This window comes from Streptomyces sp. NPDC056144 (assembly GCF_042264145.1).
Lineage (GTDB): Bacteria > Actinomycetota > Actinomycetes > Streptomycetales > Streptomycetaceae > Streptomyces.
On sequence record NZ_JBHJVF010000015.1, the window covers coordinates 133,859 to 148,803 of the forward strand.

Below are 14,945 nucleotides of genomic sequence, written 5' to 3' on the forward strand. Positions count from 1 at the left end.
AATGCCTCGTAAGGGCCCCGCCCCGAAGCGCCCGGTCATCATCGACCCGGTCTACAGCTCTCCTCTTGTCACCTCGCTGATCAACAAGATCCTGCTTGACGGCAAGCGTTCCACCGCCGAGCGCATCGTGTACGGCGCCATGGAGGGTCTTCGTGAGAAGACCGGCCAGGACCCGGTCATCACGCTGAAGCGCGCGCTTGAGAACGTCAAGCCGTCCCTCGAGGTCAAGTCCCGCCGTGTCGGTGGCGCCACCTACCAGGTGCCGATCGAGGTCAAGCCGGGCCGCGCGTCCACGCTGGCCCTCCGCTGGCTCGTCGGTTACTCCCGCGCCCGTCGCGAGAAGACCATGACCGAGCGCCTCCTGAACGAGCTCCTCGACGCCTCCAACGGCCTCGGTGCTTCGGTCAAGAAGCGTGAGGACACGCACAAGATGGCCGAGTCCAACAAGGCCTTCGCGCACTACCGCTGGTAGTCGCAACCCACATCGAGACCGAGAGAAGACTGAAGCCTTATGGCTACCACTTCGCTTGACCTGGCCAAGGTGCGCAACATCGGCATCATGGCCCACATCGACGCGGGCAAGACGACCACCACCGAGCGGATCCTGTTCTACACCGGCGTTTCGTACAAGATCGGTGAAGTCCACGACGGCGCTGCCACGATGGACTGGATGGAGCAGGAGCAGGAGCGTGGCATCACGATCACGTCCGCTGCCACCACCTGCCACTGGCCGCTCGAGAACGTCGACCACACGATCAACATCATCGACACGCCGGGCCACGTCGACTTCACCGTCGAGGTGGAGCGTTCGCTGCGCGTGCTCGACGGTGCTGTGACCGTGTTCGACGGTGTGGCCGGTGTCGAGCCCCAGTCCGAGACTGTCTGGCGTCAGGCGGACCGCTACGGCGTTCCGCGTATCTGCTTCGTCAACAAGCTCGACCGCACGGGCGCCGACTTCCTCCGCTGCGTCGACATGATCGTGAACCGCCTTGGCGCGACCCCGATCGTCATGCAGCTCCCGATCGGTGCCGAGGCCGACTTCCAGGGCGTCATCGACCTGGTCCGCATGAAGGCGCTTGTCTGGTCCGCCGAGGCCAGCAAGGGTGAGATGTACGACGTCGTCGACATCCCCGCCGACAAGCAGGAGCTCGCGGACGAGTACCGCGGCAAGCTGGTCGAGGCCGTCGCGGAGAACGACGAAGAGATCATGGAGCTCTTCCTCGAGGGCGTCGAGCCCACCGAGGAGCAGCTCTACGCCGCCGTTCGCCGCATCACCATTGCCTCGGGCAAGGGTGGCGACACCACGGTCACCCCGGTGTTCTGTGGTACCGCGTTCAAGAACAAGGGCGTTCAGCCCCTGCTCGACGCCGTCGTCCGCTACCTCCCGTCGCCCCTGGACGTCGAGGCCATCGAAGGCCACGACGTCAAGGACGCCGAGGTCGTCGTGAAGCGCAAGCCGTCCGACGACGAGCCGCTGTCGGCGCTCGCGTTCAAGATCGCGAGCGACCCGCACCTCGGCAAGCTCACCTTCGTCCGGATCTACTCCGGTCGCCTGGAGGCCGGCACCGCGGTGCTGAACTCCGTCAAGGGCAAGAAGGAGCGCATCGGCAAGATCTACCGCATGCACGCGAACAAGCGTGAGGAGATCGACTCGGTGGGCGCCGGCGACATCGTCGCCGTCATGGGCCTCAAGCAGACCACCACTGGTGAGACGCTGTGTGACGAGAAGAACCCGGTCATCCTGGAGTCCATGGACTTCCCGGCCCCGGTTATTCAGGTCGCCATCGAGCCCAAGTCCAAGGGTGACCAGGAGAAGCTGGGTGTCGCCATCCAGCGTCTCGCGGAGGAGGACCCCTCCTTCCAGGTCCACTCTGACGAGGAGACCGGCCAGACCATCATCGGTGGTATGGGCGAGCTTCACCTCGACATCCTCGTCGACCGTATGCGTCGCGAGTTCAAGGTCGAGGCGAACGTCGGCAAGCCGCAGGTCGCTTACCGCGAGACGATCCGCAAGGCCGTCGAGCGTGTGGACTACACCCACAAGAAGCAGACCGGTGGTACGGGTCAGTTCGCCAAGGTGCAGATCGCGATCGAGCCGATCACCGAGGGCGACGCCTCGTACGAGTTCGTGAACAAGGTCACCGGTGGCCGCATCCCGAAGGAGTACATCCCTTCGGTCGACGCGGGTGCGCAGGAGGCCATGCAGTTCGGTATCCTCGCCGGCTACGAGATGACTGGCGTCCGCGTCATTCTTCTCGACGGTGCCTACCACGAGGTCGACTCCTCCGAGCTCGCGTTCAAGATCGCCGGTTCGCAGGCCTTCAAGGAGGCCGCGCGCAAGGCTTCCCCCGTCATCCTTGAGCCGATGATGGCCGTTGAGGTCACCACGCCCGAGGACTACATGGGTGAGGTCATCGGCGACATCAACTCCCGCCGTGGCCAGATTCAGGCCATGGAGGAGCGTCACGGTGCCCGCATCGTGAAGGGCCTCGTGCCCCTCTCGGAGATGTTCGGCTACGTCGGCGACCTCCGCAGCAAGACCTCGGGTCGCGCAAGCTACTCGATGCAGTTCGACTCCTACGCCGAGGTTCCGCGGAACGTCGCCGAGGAGATCATCGCGAAGGCCAAGGGCGAGTAACTCTCCCGAGTTCACGCTTTAGGCTTGACACCAGTCGTCGGGGCTCGGCCCCGGAACCCCGAGGTACGACCCCGGCGACTGGCATCCCAGCAAAGATCACCTGGCGCCGATGAAGCAAGGCGTACAGAACCACTCCGCAGGAGGATTCAGTGGCGAAGGCAAAGTTCGAGCGGACTAAGCCGCACGTCAACATCGGCACCATCGGTCACATTGACCACGGTAAGACGACCCTCACGGCCGCCATTACCAAGGTGCTGCACGACGCGTACCCGGACCTGAACGAGGCCTCGGCCTTCGACCAGATCGACAAGGCTCCTGAGGAGCGCCAGCGCGGTATCACGATCTCGATCGCGCACGTCGAGTACCAGACGGAGCAGCGTCACTACGCTCACGTCGACTGCCCCGGTCACGCTGACTACATCAAGAACATGATCACGGGTGCCGCGCAGATGGACGGCGCCATCCTCGTGGTCGCCGCCACCGACGGCCCGATGCCGCAGACCAAGGAGCACGTCCTCCTTGCTCGCCAGGTCGGCGTTCCGTACATCGTCGTCGCCCTGAACAAGGCCGACATGGTGGACGACGAGGAGATCCTGGAGCTCGTCGAGCTCGAGGTCCGTGAGCTCCTCTCCGAGTACGAGTTCCCGGGCGACGACCTGCCGGTCGTCCGCGTCTCCGCGCTCAAGGCCCTCGAGGGCGACGCTGAGTGGGGCGGCAAGCTCCTCGACCTCATGAAGGCCGTGGACGAGTCCATCCCGCAGCCCGAGCGTGACGTCGACAAGCCGTTCCTGATGCCGATCGAGGACGTCTTCACGATCACCGGTCGTGGCACCGTCGTCACCGGTCGTATCGAGCGCGGTATCCTCAAGGTCAACGAGACCGTCGACATCATCGGCATCAAGACCGAGAAGACCACCACCACGGTCACCGGTATCGAGATGTTCCGCAAGCTGCTCGACGAGGGCCAGGCCGGTGAGAACGTCGGTCTGCTCCTCCGTGGCATCAAGCGCGAGGATGTCGAGCGCGGCCAGGTCATCATCAAGCCGGGCTCGGTCACGCCGCACACCAACTTCGAGGCGCAGGCGTACATCCTGTCGAAGGACGAGGGTGGCCGTCACACCCCGTTCTTCAACAACTACCGCCCGCAGTTCTACTTCCGTACCACGGACGTGACCGGCGTCGTGACCCTCCCCGAGGGCACCGAGATGGTCATGCCGGGCGACAACACCGCCATGAGCGTTGAGCTGATCCAGCCCATCGCCATGGAGGAGGGCCTCAAGTTCGCCATCCGTGAGGGTGGCCGGACCGTCGGCGCCGGCCAGGTCGTCAAGATCACTGCCTGATCTTGAACTGACCTGGTAGCTCGCATGAGCTGCTGAGCAGTAAGGGAAGGCCCCGCACCGCAAGGTGCGGGGCCTTCTCGCGTTCCCGGAGGCTCCTCTACGGCCTCCAGGACCACGGGCGGCCGTCGGCGCCCAGGCCCACGACCGTCGCCCCGCGCGCCCCGACGTGCAGGGCCGTCGCGACCGCCGTTCCCGGAGCCGTACGGAGCCGGTCGCCGGACCTGAGCGCGGGCCGCCCCCTCGCGTCCGTGCCGAGCAGGACCGCCCCCAGCGCCGCCGACCGCGCGGCGGCCACGGCCCCGTACCCGTCGAGCCCGGCGTCGCCCGCCGGGCCGAGCAGCTCCGCCGCGGCCGGTGGCCGGTAGTACAGGGCGCCGTCGGCGGAGGCGACCGTGGAGCCGGAGAGGGGGAGCGGCGCCTCCTGGGGGACCCCGTCCACCCAGTGCCGTACGGACTCCCGCCCGGCCGCGTACAGATGGATCCGGCCCTCGGCGTCGAGCGACACCGCCAGGCCGTCCTGGACCTCCTCGGTCCCGGGAAGCGCACGCCAGGGCCCCCAGGAGCCGTCCGCCGCCTCACGCGCGCGCGTGGAGACGCCCTTGTCCGCGTTCCGTACGAACAGGTGGACGCGGCCGTCGCGGGCCGTGACCGCCACCGGGGCGCCGATCCGACGCCCCCGGTCGTCCCCGCGCTCCGGGCCGCCGAGCCCGCGCCAGGCGAGGAACGGGCCGCCGGGGGAGCGCTGCTCCAGGAGCACCACCTCGCGCCGGTTCGGCCCGCCGTGCCCTTCGAGCGCCGCGAACCGCACGCCGAAGAGCAGGACGCGCCCGTCGCCGAGGACCGCCGAGCCGAGCGCGGGCGCGAGCGGGCCGCCGCCCAGGTCCTCGGCCTCGCCCCACACCCCCTTCTCCTCCTCCCGCCACCGCACCGCGCGCAGCCCGAGCACCCCGTACGCGGTCAGGCGGCCGTCGGGGCCCTCCGTCAGCGCCGGGCCCGCGCCGGGCCAGCGGTGGTGCGTCGAGCGCACCCAGCCCTTCCGGTTGGTGAGCGGCCGGTCGCCGCCCACGCCGTAGTCGCCGCAGCCCGAGGGGTTCCCGCAGTCCCAGGACGGGTCCCCGCCGTACGGGACCAGGTGGGCGGCCTTCTCCTTCAGGACCCCGGGCGGGAGGTTCTTGGGCCAGTGGCGGTTGTAGTAGCCGCGGAAGGCGGTCGTCGCGAACGCCGGGACCGGCGCCCCGTCCCGTACCGCCTCGGAGACCCAGCGGCTCAGCGCGGCCCAGGTGAAGCAGGCGACGGCCGTGTGGTCGCCGTGGTCCTCGTACCCCGGCTGCTCGCTGTCCCGCCGGCGCGCGGCCTCGTCGCCGGTCCTGAGGTCGGGGTCCGGGTCCAGGGTGTGCACGACGGTGGGGCGGTAGCGGCGCAGGAGCCCGACGAGGACGCCGACCAGGCCGTCGTAGTCGTACGGCTCCGAGCGTGTCAGCGGCGAACCGGCCGACAGGTGCGTCGGCAGTTCGAGGGCCCGGTCGTGCCAGAGCGCGGGGACCGCCATGTACCGGCGGGTGGTGTGCATCGGCAGGTTCAGGAAGACCAGCTCGACCCGGCGCCGCCCGCTCGTGAGCGTGGCGACCTCGGCGTGCCGGCCGCCCGCGAGCGTGACGGCCTCCCGCCGCCACGGCGTGAACGGGGGGAGGCCGAGGGCGTCGGCGTACGCCTGGCGCAGGCCCTGGTGGCGGGCGGAGGAGTACGCGGCCCGGTCCGGGGGAGTCTCCGGCATCCCCGCGATCCGGTTCCGCCCGGTGTGCTCGCCGGCCGTCACGTACACCGAGACGAGCGGGACCCCGGAGTCGAGCAGGCGCTGCGTGTCCGGGTTCATGAAGTACAGGTCGTCGTCCGGATGCGCGGCGACCTGGAGCAGCAGCGCCCGGCGGGCCCGCGCGGGGGCGATCGGCCTGCCGGGGGCCGGGTCGGCGGTCGGCGCGGTCCTGCGCGGCTCGGGCACGGAGCAGCCGGAGGCGGCGGCCGTGACGGCGAGGGCGATGGCGAGCACCGACCTGCGGCGGGGGGCTGTCGTCACGTGCGGATCCGTTCCCTCGGTGCCTGGCGTCGTGATCAAGACGCGTATCCGGTACCCGTGGTTGTGTACGGACGAGCTCTCCGCTGCGAGGATTCACCCGCGGAAAAAGATCTTCGGAAATTCTTCGGGAAAGTGGGCGCGCCGATGTCGAGCCCCCGCCGGCGGCTCCGACCAAGGGGTGACAGCGCGCCGCAGGGCACGCGGGACAGGAAGGCAACCGAGATGAAGTACGTCGCGATGATCTACGGCAACCAGGCCAAGTGGGACTCCTTCCCCGCCGAGGCCTGGCCCGAGGCGATCGCCCGTCAGGACGCCTTCAACCGCAAGTACCGGGAGAGCGGCGAGCTCATCGGCGCGTACGGCCTCGCGGACGCGGCCGCCGCGCAGCTCGTACGGCGCGAGGGCGGCGCCCCGGCGGTCACCGACGGGCCGTACCTGGAGACCAAGGAGTACCTGGCGAGCTTCTACCTGCTCGACTGCGAGAGCCTGGAGCGCGCCCAGGAGATAGCCGCCGACATGCCCTTCGCCGACGTCGACCCCGTCGAGCTCTGGCCCGTCCTGCACGAGGCGGCGGCGGACGCGTGAGCGGTTCCGCCGAGGTCGAGGACCTGCTGCGCGCCAGCGCGCCGCGGGTCCTCGGCGCGCTCGTCCGGCGGTACGGCGACTTCGACCTCTGCGAGGACGCCGTCCAGGAGGCCCTGATCGCCGCCGCCCGCCAGTGGCCCGGGGACGGGGTCCCCGACAACCCGCGCGGCTGGCTGCTGACCGTCGCCGGACGGCGGTACGTGGACCTCGTGCGCGCCGAGGCCGCGCGCCGCCGCCGCGAGGACGCCGTCGCGCTCGCCACGCCCGACTCCGCGCTCCTCGCGCGGGCGGCCGACGAGACGCCCGAGAGCGACCGGGACGACTCCCTGTCGCTGCTCTTCCTCTGCTGCCACCCGGAGCTGTCCCCGCCGAGCCGGATCGCGCTCACGCTCCGAGCCGTCGGCGGCCTCACCACCGCGCAGATCGCCGCCGCCTTCCTCGTACCCGAGGCGACCATGGCGCAGCGGATCAGCCGGGCCAAGCAGACGATCAGGGCGGCCGGCGGCTCGCTCGCGCTGCCCGAGGGGGAGCGGGCGCCCCGCCTCGCGGAGGTGCGGCACGTCCTCTACCTGGTCTTCAACGAGGGGTACACCGCCAGCGGCGGCGAGGACCTCACCGCGCCCGCGCTCTCCACCGAGGCGATCCGGCTGACCCGGCTCCTGCTCCGGCTCGTCCCCGAGGACGCCGAGACCGCGGGGCTGCTCGCGCTGATGCTGCTCACGGACGCCCGCCGCCCGGCCCGCACCGGTCCGCACGGGGAGCTCGTGCCGCTCGCCGAGCAGGACCGGGGGAGCTGGGACGGCGCTCTGATCGCCGAGGGGGTGGCGCTGATCAGCCGTACCCTGCCGCGCGGGCAGGTGGGCCCGTACCAGCTCCAGGCGGCGATCGCGGCCGTCCACGACGAGGCCGGGTCGGCGGAGATGACGGACTGGCCGCAGATCCTCGCCCTGTACGAGCTCCTGGAGCGGACCGGACCCAACCCGATGATCACGCTCAACCGGGCGGTGGCGGTCGCGATGGTCCACGGCCCGGCGGCCGGCCTGGATCTCCTGGACGGGCTGGCGGGGGACAGGCGCCTCGCCCGTCACCACCGGCTGCTCGCCACCCGGGCCCATCTGCTCGAACTGCTCGGGAAGAGGGAGGAGGCGGCTCTCGCCTACCGCGAGGCGGCCCGCAGGGCCCCCAGCGCGCCGGAGCGGCGGCACCTGACGGAGCGGGCCCGGCGGCTCGGCTGAGCCCGGACGCCGAAGATTCGCAGGGGCGACATGCGCCCTGGCGCGTACCCGAAGGTGACGTGGGGTACAGTCTTCGCTTCTGATTGGCGGCGAGATGGCCGCGTATGGCAGACTGTCGGAGTTGCTCGGTTGAGTGCCGATGCTGCGCGCCTCCCGTCGGGAGGACCGGAAGCGAGTCCCACAGTACTCGTCGACCCTTCGGGTCGGACGTACGGGAATCTTCTGGGAAGCGTCAGCGGGGTGCCTGCCAGGTTCCCGGTGGGTGTTTCGCCCCCGATTCGCGGTCATGGCGACCGCACCCCCTTGGTTGGGAAATCCTTCGGGATTTCTGCGTAGAGGGAGTGCGACACGCCCGACCGCGTGGGTCGGAGGTGAGGCGGTGCTTCTCAGGAAGCGCAGTCGACCGGGATGCCAGAGCGTTAAGAGACAAAGGACTACTAGTAGCCATGGCGGGACAGAAGATCCGCATCCGGCTCAAGGCCTACGACCACGAGGTCATCGACTCCTCGGCGAAGAAGATCGTCGAGACGGTGACCCGCACTGGTGCGTCGGTCGCGGGCCCGGTGCCGCTGCCCACTGAGAAGAACGTGTACTGCGTCATCAAGTCGCCGCACAAGTACAAGGACTCGCGCGAGCACTTCGAGATGCGCACGCACAAGCGCCTCATCGACATCCTCGACCCCACGCCGAAGACGGTTGACTCGCTCATGCGTCTCGACCTCCCGGCCGGTGTCGACATCGAGATCAAGCTCTGAGGGCGCGCGAGATGGCCAAGAACATCAAGGGCATCCTGGGCGAGAAGCTCGGCATGACGCAGGTCTGGGACGAGAACAACCGGGTTGTCCCGGTCACCGTCGTCAAGGCCGGCCCGAATGTCGTGACCCAGGTCCGTACGAACGACAGCGACGGCTACGAGTCGGTCCAGATCGCCTTCGGCGAGATCGACCCGCGCAAGGTGAACAAGCCCCTCAAGGGTCACTTCGCCAAGGCCGACGTCACCCCGCGCCGCCACCTGGTGGAGCTCCGCACCGCTGACGCCTCCGAGTACACGCTCGGCCAGGAGATCACCGCCGAGCTCTTCGAGGCCGGCGTGAAGGTCGACGTCACCGCGAAGAGCAAGGGCAAGGGCTTCGCCGGCGTCATGAAGCGCCACAACTTCCGTGGTGGCAAGGCGTCGCACGGTGCCCACCGCGTGCACCGCAAGCCCGGTTCCATCGGTGGCTGCGCCACCCCGGGCCGTGTCTTCAAGGGCATGAAGATGGCTGGTCGCATGGGCAACGAGCGTGTGACCACCCAGAACCTGACCGTTCACGCCGTTGACGCCGAGAAGGGTCTGCTGCTCATCAAGGGCGCCGTCCCCGGCCCCAACGGTGGCCTCGTCCTGGTCCGCACCGCGGCCAAGGGGGTTTGAGGAACCGATGAGCACCATTGACATCCTTTCGCCGTCTGGCGACAAGGCCGGGACCGTCGAGCTCCCCGCGGAGATCTTCGGCGCCAAGGTCAGCATCCCGCTGATCCACCAGGTCGTCGTCGCGCAGCTGGCCGCGGCCCGTCAGGGCACGCACAAGACCAAGACCCGTGGCGAAGTCCGTGGTGGTGGCAAGAAGCCTTACCGCCAGAAGGGCACCGGCCGCGCCCGTCAGGGCTCGACCCGCGCCCCTCAGTTCGCCGGTGGTGGCGTCGTGCACGGTCCCGTGCCGCGTGACTACTCGCAGCGGACCCCGAAGAAGATGAAGGCCGCCGCCCTCCGCGGTGCCCTGTCGGACCGGGCGAACCACTCCCGCATCCACGTCGTCACCGGCGTGGTCGAGGGTGCTGTCTCCACCAAGGCCGCCAAGACGCTGCTCGGCAAGATCTCGGAGCGCAAGAACCTGCTCCTGGTCGTCGAGCGTGCCGACGAGGCCGCGTGGCTGTCCGCCCGCAACCTGCCCCAGGTGCACATCCTGGAGCCGGGCCAGCTCAACACGTACGACGTGATCGTCTCCGACGACGTGGTCTTCACCCAGGCCGCCCTCGAGTCCTTCGTGTCTGGCCCCCAGACCGCTGAGACCGAAGGGAGCGACGCCTGATGACTGAGGCCGTCGTCACCAGCAAGACCTTCTCGGACCCGCGCGACATTCTCGTCAAGCCGGTTGTCTCGGAGAAGAGCTACGCCCTGCTGGACGAGAACAAGTACACGTTCATCGTCGCGCCTGGCTCCAACAAGACCCAGATCAAGCAGGCCGTCGAGGCGGTCTTCTCGGTCAAGGTCACCGGGGTCAACACGATCAACCGCCAGGGTAAGCGCAAGCGCACCAAGGCCGGTTTCGGCAAGCGCAAGGACACCAAGCGCGCCATCGTGACCCTTGCCGAGGGCAACCGTATCGACATCTTCGGCGGTCCGACCGCCTAAGGGCGGTCTGGATCGTCCGGAATCGGACGAGGACTGAGAAATGGGAATCCGCAAGTACAAGCCGACTACGCCGGGCCGTCGTGGCTCTTCCGTAGCCGACTTCGTCGAGATCACGCGGTCCACGCCGGAGAAGTCGCTGGTCCGCCCCCTGCACAGCAAGGGCGGCCGTAACAACACCGGTCGTGTGACCGTCCGCCACCAGGGCGGTGGCCACAAGCGCGCCTACCGTGTGATCGACTTCCGTCGTCACGACAAGGACGGCGTGCCGGCGAAGGTCGCTCACATCGAGTACGACCCCAACCGCACCGCGCGCATCGCGCTGCTCCACTACCTGGACGGCGAGAAGCGCTACATCATCGCCCCCAAGGGTCTGACGCAGGGTGACCGCGTCGAGAACGGCCCCGGCGCTGACATCAAGCCCGGCAACAACCTGGCGCTCCGCAACATCCCGGTCGGTACCACGATCCACGCGATCGAGCTCCGTCCCGGTGGCGGTGCCAAGTTCGCGCGCTCCGCTGGTGCCTCCGTGCAGCTGCTCGCGAAGGAGGGCACGATGGCCCACCTTCGTATGCCGTCCGGTGAGATCCGTCTCGTCGACGCCCGCTGCCGCGCCACCATCGGCGAGGTCGGCAACGCCGAGCAGTCGAACATCAACTGGGGCAAGGCCGGCCGTAAGCGCTGGCTGGGCGTTCGCCCGACCGTTCGCGGTGTGGCGATGAACCCGGTCGACCACCCGCACGGTGGTGGTGAGGGCAAGACCTCCGGTGGTCGCCACCCGGTCTCCCCGTGGGGTCAGAAGGAGGGTCGTACTCGTTCGCCGAAGAAGGCTTCGAACAAGTACATCGTCCGCCGCCGCAAGACGAACAAGAAGCGCTAGGAGCGGGTTTAGATGCCGCGCAGTCTCAAGAAGGGACCCTTCGTCGACGGCCACCTCGTCAAGAAGGTGGACGCCCAGAACGAAGCCGGTACCAAGAACGTCATCAAGACCTGGTCCCGTCGCTCGATGATCATCCCGGCCATGCTCGGCCACACGATCGCGGTGCACAACGGCAAGACCCACATTCCGGTGTTTGTCACCGAGTCGATGGTCGGCCACAAGCTCGGCGAGTTCTCGCCGACGCGCACCTTCCGGGGTCACGTGAAGGACGACCGGAAGTCGAAGCGCCGCTAGTAGCGGGGTGGAATGACCATGACAGACACTGGAAGGACAACCATGGAAGCCAGGGCCCAGGCGCGGTACATCCGCGTTACGCCCATGAAGGCCCGCCGTGTGGTGGACCTTATCCGTGGCATGGATGCCACGGAGGCTCAGGCGGTCCTGCGTTTCGCCCCGCAGGCCGCGAGCGTGCCGGTTGGCAAGGTGCTGGACAGCGCCATCGCCAACGCCGCGCACAACTACGACCACACGGACGCCTCTTCGCTGTTCATCAGCGAGGCGTTCGTCGATGAGGGCCCGACCCTGAAGCGGTTCCGTCCGCGTGCCCAGGGCCGTGCCTACCGGATCCGTAAGCGGACCAGCCACATCACCGTGGTCGTCAGCAGCAAGGAAGGAACCCGGTAATGGGCCAGAAGGTTAACCCGCATGGGTTCCGGCTCGGCATCACCACGGACTTCAAGTCCCGTTGGTACGCCGACAAGCTGTACAAGGACTACGTCAAGGAAGACGTCGCCATCCGTCGGATGATGACGTCCGGCATGGAGCGCGCCGGCATCTCGAAGGTTGAGATCGAGCGCACCCGTGACCGTGTGCGTGTGGACATCCACACCGCGCGTCCCGGCATCGTCATCGGCCGCCGTGGCGCCGAGGCCGACCGCATCCGCGGCGACCTCGAGAAGCTCACGGGCAAGCAGGTCCAGCTGAACATCCTCGAGGTCAAGAACCCCGAGATGGACGCTCAGCTGGTTGCTCAGGCCGTTGCCGAGCAGCTCTCCTCCCGCGTCTCCTTCCGTCGCGCCATGCGTAAGAGCATGCAGGGCACGATGAAGGCCGGCGCCAAGGGCATCAAGATCCAGTGTGGCGGTCGTCTCGGCGGCGCCGAGATGTCCCGCTCGGAGTTCTACCGCGAGGGTCGTGTGCCGCTGCACACGCTCCGCGCGAACGTGGACTACGGCTTCTTCGAGGCCAAGACGACCTTCGGTCGCATTGGCGTCAAGGTCTGGATCTACAAGGGCGACGTCAAGAACATCGCCGAGGTCCGCGCCGAGAACGCTGCGGCCCGTGCGGGTAACCGCCCGGCCCGTGGTGCCGGCGCTGGCGACCGCCCGGCCGGCCGTGGTGGCCGTGGTGGCGAGCGTGGCGGCCGCGGCCGCAAGCCGCAGCAGTCGGCTCCGGCCGCCGAGGCCCCCAAGGCCGAGGCTGCCGCCGCTGCTCCGGCTGAGAGCACCGGAACGGAGGCCTGACCGACATGCTGATCCCCCGTAGGGTCAAGCACCGCAAGCAGCACCACCCCAAGCGCTCCGGCGCGAGCAAGGGTGGTACGCAGGTTGCGTTCGGCGAGTACGGCATTCAGGCCCTCACGCCGGCTTACGTGACCAACCGCCAGATCGAGGCGGCTCGTATCGCGATGACCCGCCACATCAAGCGTGGCGGCAAGGTCTGGATCAACATCTACCCGGACCGCCCGCTGACGAAGAAGCCCGCCGAGACCCGCATGGGTTCCGGTAAGGGTTCTCCGGAGTGGTGGATCGCGAACGTCAAGCCGGGTCGGGTGATGTTCGAACTGTCCTACCCGAACGAGAAGATCGCGCGCGAGGCCCTCACCCGTGCGGCCCACAAGCTGCCGATGAAGTGCAAGATCGTGAAGCGCGAAGCAGGTGAGCTGTGATGTCGGCCGGTACCAAGGCGTCCGAGCTGCGCGAGCTGGGCAACGAGGAGCTTCTCAACAAGCTCCGCGAGGCCAAGGAAGAGCTGTTCAACCTCCGCTTCCAGGCGGCGACGGGCCAGCTCGAGAACCACGGTCGGCTCAAGTCCGTCCGTAAGGACATCGCCCGGATCTACACCCTGATGCGCGAGCGCGAGCTGGGCATCGAGACGGTGGAGAACGTCTGATGAGCGAGAGCAACGTGACTGAGAAGACCGAGCGCAACGCTCGTAAGGTCCGCGAGGGCCTCGTCGTCAGCGACAAGATGGACAAGACCGTCGTCGTCGCTGTCGAGGACCGCGTCAAGCACGCGCTGTACGGCAAGGTCATCCGCCGTACGAACAAGCTCAAGGCTCACGACGAGCAGAACGCTGCCGGCATCGGTGACCGCGTCCTCCTGATGGAGACCCGGAAGCTGTCGTCGACGAAGCACTGGCGCGTCGTCGAGATCCTCGAGAAGGCCAAGTAATTCTTGAAGGGGTAACCCTTCGAGTTCGTTCCGCCAGGCTCGGTGGGGTCGTGCTCTCGCTTAGCGCGACCCCGCCGGGAACCGGCAGACAAATCAGGAGATAGACGTGATCCAGCAGGAGTCGCGACTGCGTGTCGCCGACAACACTGGTGCCAAGGAGATCCTTTGCATCCGTGTTCTCGGTGGCTCGGGTCGCCGCTACGCGGGCATCGGTGACGTCATCGTCGCCACCGTCAAGGACGCGATCCCCGGTGGCAACGTGAAGAAGGGTGACGTCGTCAAGGCGGTCATCGTTCGCACCGTCAAGGAGCGCCGCCGCCAGGACGGCTCGTACATCCGCTTCGACGAGAACGCCGCTGTCATTCTCAAGAACGACGGCGACCCTCGTGGCACCCGTATCTTCGGCCCGGTCGGCCGTGAGCTGCGCGAGAAGAAGTTCATGAAGATCATCTCGCTCGCGCCGGAGGTGCTGTAAGCATGAAGATCAAGAAGGGCGACCTGGTCCAGGTCATCACCGGTAAGGACAAGGGCAAGCAGGGCAAGGTCATCACGGCCTTCCCCGCTGAGAACCGCGTCCTCGTCGAGGGTGTCAACCGGGTCAAGAAGCACACCAAGGCCGGCCCGTCGCAGGCCGGTGGCATCGTCACGACCGAGGCTCCGGTCCACGTCTCCAACGTCCAGCTGGTCGTGGAGAAGGACGGCAAGAAGGTCGTCACGCGTGTCGGTTACCGCTTCGACGACGAGGGCAACAAGATCCGCGTTGCCAAGCGGACGGGTGAGGACATCTGATGGCTACCACCACTCCGCGTCTCAAGACGAAGTACCGCGAGGAGATCGCGGGCAAGCTGCGTGAGGAGTTCTCGTACGAGAACGTCATGCAGGTTCCCGGCCTCGTGAAGATCGTGGTCAACATGGGTGTCGGCGACGCCGCCCGTGACTCGAAGCTGATCGACGGTGCGATCCGCGACCTGACCACCATCACCGGTCAGAAGCCGGCCGTCACCAAGGCCCGCAAGTCCATCGCGCAGTTCAAGCTGCGTGAGGGCCAGCCGATCGGTGCGCACGTCACCCTCCGTGGCGACCGCATGTGGGAGTTCCTGGACCGCACCCTGTCGCTCGCGCTTCCGCGCATCCGCGACTTCCGTGGTCTGTCCCCCAAGCAGTTCGACGGGCGTGGCAACTACACCTTCGGTCTCACGGAGCAGGTCATGTTCCACGAGATCGACCAGGACAAGATCGACCGTGTCCGGGGTATGGACATCACCGTGGTGACCACGGCGACCAACGACGACGAGGGCCGTGCCCTTCTGCGTCACCTCGGCTTCCCCTTCAAGGAGGCGTAAGCGAG

General features: G+C 67.9%; 20 protein-coding genes. 19 read left to right on the forward strand and 1 reads right to left on the reverse strand.

The window, feature by feature from the left end; genetic code table 11:
• Position 1: 1 nt before the first annotated feature.
• The 3 genes from rpsG (at position 2) to tuf (ending at position 3,981) form a co-directional block, all read left to right on the forward strand.
• Entirely contained in the window at positions 2–472 is a 471-nt protein-coding gene (gene rpsG, locus ACFC0Z_RS31865) for a 30S ribosomal protein S7 (RefSeq protein WP_055641845.1), read from the forward strand.
• A gap of 39 nt (positions 473–511) precedes the next feature.
• Positions 512–2,638, forward strand: coding sequence for an elongation factor G (fusA, locus tag ACFC0Z_RS31870; RefSeq protein ID WP_376445384.1), 2,127 nt, complete (start codon positions 512–514; stop codon positions 2,636–2,638).
• A 149-nt stretch (positions 2,639–2,787) separates the two neighbouring features.
• A complete protein-coding gene (gene tuf / locus ACFC0Z_RS31875; RefSeq protein WP_376445386.1) occupies positions 2,788–3,981 on the forward strand; it encodes an elongation factor Tu in 1,194 nt (397 codons plus the stop codon).
• Between the two features lie 97 nt (positions 3,982–4,078).
• Here tuf and ACFC0Z_RS31880 read toward each other — a convergent pair whose 3' ends face one another.
• The gene (locus ACFC0Z_RS31880; RefSeq protein ID WP_376445389.1) at positions 4,079–6,055 is read right to left on the reverse strand and encodes a PIG-L family deacetylase; all 1,977 of its coding nucleotides are present in this window, start codon (positions 6,053–6,055) and stop codon (positions 4,079–4,081) included.
• Between the two features lie 222 nt (positions 6,056–6,277).
• Between ACFC0Z_RS31880 and ACFC0Z_RS31885 the strand changes: the two genes are divergently transcribed.
• The 16 genes from ACFC0Z_RS31885 (at position 6,278) to rplE (ending at position 14,940) form a co-directional block, all read left to right on the forward strand.
• Positions 6,278–6,640 (forward strand): YciI family protein, encoded by a 363-nt coding sequence (locus ACFC0Z_RS31885; RefSeq protein WP_376445391.1) that lies wholly within the window; start codon positions 6,278–6,280, stop codon positions 6,638–6,640.
• Positions 6,637–7,875 (forward strand): RNA polymerase sigma factor, encoded by a 1,239-nt coding sequence (locus ACFC0Z_RS31890; protein ID WP_376445393.1) that lies wholly within the window; start codon positions 6,637–6,639, stop codon positions 7,873–7,875. The genes ACFC0Z_RS31885 and ACFC0Z_RS31890 overlap by 4 nt, the downstream gene beginning before the upstream one ends.
• 446 nt (positions 7,876–8,321) lie before the next feature.
• A complete protein-coding gene (gene rpsJ / locus ACFC0Z_RS31895) occupies positions 8,322–8,630 on the forward strand; it encodes a 30S ribosomal protein S10 (protein ID WP_003948644.1) in 309 nt (102 codons plus the stop codon).
• Positions 8,631–8,641: 11 nt separating this feature from the next.
• Positions 8,642–9,286, forward strand: coding sequence for a 50S ribosomal protein L3 (gene rplC, locus ACFC0Z_RS31900; protein WP_267045310.1), 645 nt, complete (start codon positions 8,642–8,644; stop codon positions 9,284–9,286).
• A 7-nt stretch (positions 9,287–9,293) separates the two neighbouring features.
• Entirely contained in the window at positions 9,294–9,944 is a 651-nt protein-coding gene (gene rplD, locus ACFC0Z_RS31905; protein ID WP_376445396.1) for a 50S ribosomal protein L4, read from the forward strand.
• A complete protein-coding gene (gene rplW, locus ACFC0Z_RS31910; RefSeq protein WP_024755407.1) occupies positions 9,944–10,267 on the forward strand; it encodes a 50S ribosomal protein L23 in 324 nt (107 codons plus the stop codon). The genes rplD and rplW overlap by 1 nt, the downstream gene beginning before the upstream one ends.
• A 40-nt stretch (positions 10,268–10,307) precedes the next feature.
• On the forward strand, positions 10,308–11,144 hold the full coding sequence (gene rplB / locus ACFC0Z_RS31915) for a 50S ribosomal protein L2 (RefSeq protein ID WP_376445399.1): 837 nt from the start codon (positions 10,308–10,310) through the stop codon (positions 11,142–11,144).
• A 12-nt stretch (positions 11,145–11,156) separates the two neighbouring features.
• The gene (rpsS, locus tag ACFC0Z_RS31920; protein WP_015035577.1) at positions 11,157–11,438 is read left to right on the forward strand and encodes a 30S ribosomal protein S19; all 282 of its coding nucleotides are present in this window, start codon (positions 11,157–11,159) and stop codon (positions 11,436–11,438) included.
• 42 nt (positions 11,439–11,480) lie between these two features.
• Entirely contained in the window at positions 11,481–11,828 is a 348-nt protein-coding gene (gene rplV, locus ACFC0Z_RS31925) for a 50S ribosomal protein L22 (protein WP_030359020.1), read from the forward strand.
• Complete coding sequence (gene rpsC / locus ACFC0Z_RS31930; RefSeq protein ID WP_015035579.1) at positions 11,828–12,667, forward strand: 30S ribosomal protein S3; 840 nt, start codon at positions 11,828–11,830, stop codon at positions 12,665–12,667. Before rplV ends, rpsC begins: the two co-directional genes overlap by 1 nt.
• 5 nt (positions 12,668–12,672) lie before the next feature.
• Positions 12,673–13,092, forward strand: coding sequence for a 50S ribosomal protein L16 (rplP, locus tag ACFC0Z_RS31935; protein WP_017239579.1), 420 nt, complete (start codon positions 12,673–12,675; stop codon positions 13,090–13,092).
• On the forward strand, positions 13,092–13,316 hold the full coding sequence (gene rpmC / locus ACFC0Z_RS31940; RefSeq protein WP_056552388.1) for a 50S ribosomal protein L29: 225 nt from the start codon (positions 13,092–13,094) through the stop codon (positions 13,314–13,316). Before rplP ends, rpmC begins: the two co-directional genes overlap by 1 nt.
• Positions 13,316–13,597, forward strand: coding sequence for a 30S ribosomal protein S17 (rpsQ, locus tag ACFC0Z_RS31945; RefSeq protein WP_024755411.1), 282 nt, complete (start codon positions 13,316–13,318; stop codon positions 13,595–13,597). Before rpmC ends, rpsQ begins: the two co-directional genes overlap by 1 nt.
• A gap of 106 nt (positions 13,598–13,703) precedes the next feature.
• Positions 13,704–14,072, forward strand: coding sequence for a 50S ribosomal protein L14 (rplN, locus tag ACFC0Z_RS31950; RefSeq protein WP_003956455.1), 369 nt, complete (start codon positions 13,704–13,706; stop codon positions 14,070–14,072).
• A 2-nt stretch (positions 14,073–14,074) separates the two neighbouring features.
• On the forward strand, positions 14,075–14,386 hold the full coding sequence (gene rplX, locus ACFC0Z_RS31955; protein ID WP_041130777.1) for a 50S ribosomal protein L24: 312 nt from the start codon (positions 14,075–14,077) through the stop codon (positions 14,384–14,386).
• The gene (gene rplE, locus ACFC0Z_RS31960; protein WP_086024646.1) at positions 14,383–14,940 is read left to right on the forward strand and encodes a 50S ribosomal protein L5; all 558 of its coding nucleotides are present in this window, start codon (positions 14,383–14,385) and stop codon (positions 14,938–14,940) included. Before rplX ends, rplE begins: the two co-directional genes overlap by 4 nt.
• Positions 14,941–14,945 lie beyond the last annotated feature (5 nt).